The sequence below is a fragment of the Ruegeria sp. AG7 genome (assembly GCF_056541545.1).
On the sequence record NZ_JBQFYP010000050.1, the window covers coordinates 1 to 1,377 of the forward strand.

Below are 1,377 nucleotides of genomic sequence, written 5' to 3' on the forward strand. Positions count from 1 at the left end.
GATTTCGTCAGTACTGTCGTCTGTCCGGCCTGTTCGTGCGGTGGTGTTCCGCTGGCCCTGATGAATTCCGCGAGCGAGGTTCCAATCGGCTTATCGGCCTCGGAAGAGGGCCGCTGCCATTCCCGGAGTGTCCTTGCTCTTGGTTGACTTACTTCCGCATCATCACTTCAACGTCTTGCATCTCGTGGGCAGTCGGTGTGGTTAGAACGCCGGCTGCCGGTATTCCTGTTTCTTCGTGAGCATCGCCCAGATGGCCCGCGCTGCCTTGTTTGCCATGGCGACTGTTGCCAGCCGGAACGGCTTGTCAGCGATGATCTTGGCAGTCCAGAGATCGACCTTCTCGGGTGAGCGTTTCGCCATGACCGCGCGCGATGTCATGCTCACGACCAAAAGTTTGCGAATGTAACGATCGCCTTGCTTTGTGATCTTGCCCAGCTTCTCCTTGCCGCCGCTCGACTTGTTGAGCGGGGTGAGGCCCAGCCATGCGGCCAGATCTCTTCCTGTCCGAAACTGATGCGCGTCACCGATTGTGGCGACAATTGCTGACGCTGTGATCGGCCCGATGCCAGGCATGCGCATCAATCGGCGTGCATCTGCACTCAGCAATGCATGTTGCTCGATCATCTTCGAATAGCCGTCGATGCGTTCATTCAGGCCGATGAACTGATAGCACTGTATGCCAAGCATGCCGTTCGCGATTTCAGGCATGTCGGGATGATCGCCGCTCAGATGGCGCTTCGCAAAAGCCGTCACCGCTTCGATCCCGATGGGCAATATTTGCCCAAACTCGCGCAATAGGCTGCGGATCATGTTGGCCAACTGTGTGCGCTGTCGGACGGCCAGGTCGCGCGTTCTGTGAATGGATAATATGGCCTGCTGGTCTTCCGTCTTGATATCTACGAAACGCATTGTCGGACGGCGGACCGCCTCGCAAATCGCTTCTGCGTCGACAGCATCGTTTTTTCCGCGCTTAACATATGGTTGACATATCCGGCAGGCATGAGCTTCACATCATGCCCGAGCTTGCGCAGCTGACGACCCCAATGATGGGATGAACCGCAGGCTTCCATGCCAACCGTGCACGGTGGCAGTGTCTCAAAAAACGCCAGCAGCTTCGCGCGTTTGATCGCCTTGTTGAAGATGACGCGGCCGCTCTCCGAAATGCCGTGTACTTGAAAAGCATCCTTGGCCAGATCGAGGCCGACGGTCTTTACTGTCATTGGGTGGCTCCTTTCCTAGCAGTCTTTGACAACTGCACTTTGGCACATTCGATGCCGGTGGAGCAGGAGCCACCCACCTCATCCGGTTTGGGCCGTCCTCATCGGAGCCAGCCAGCCGGGCGATCAGATGCTGCGTTTGCTCCGAGGTCGGCAGTGA

At 57.4% G+C, this 1,377-nt stretch carries 1 pseudogene; it reads right to left on the minus strand.

What is annotated here, in order from left to right:
• Window positions 1-201: 201 nt before the first annotated feature.
• Window positions 202-1,220: pseudogene (locus ACR0BF_RS20305) on the minus strand (IS110 family RNA-guided transposase).
• Window positions 1,221-1,377 lie beyond the last annotated feature (157 nt).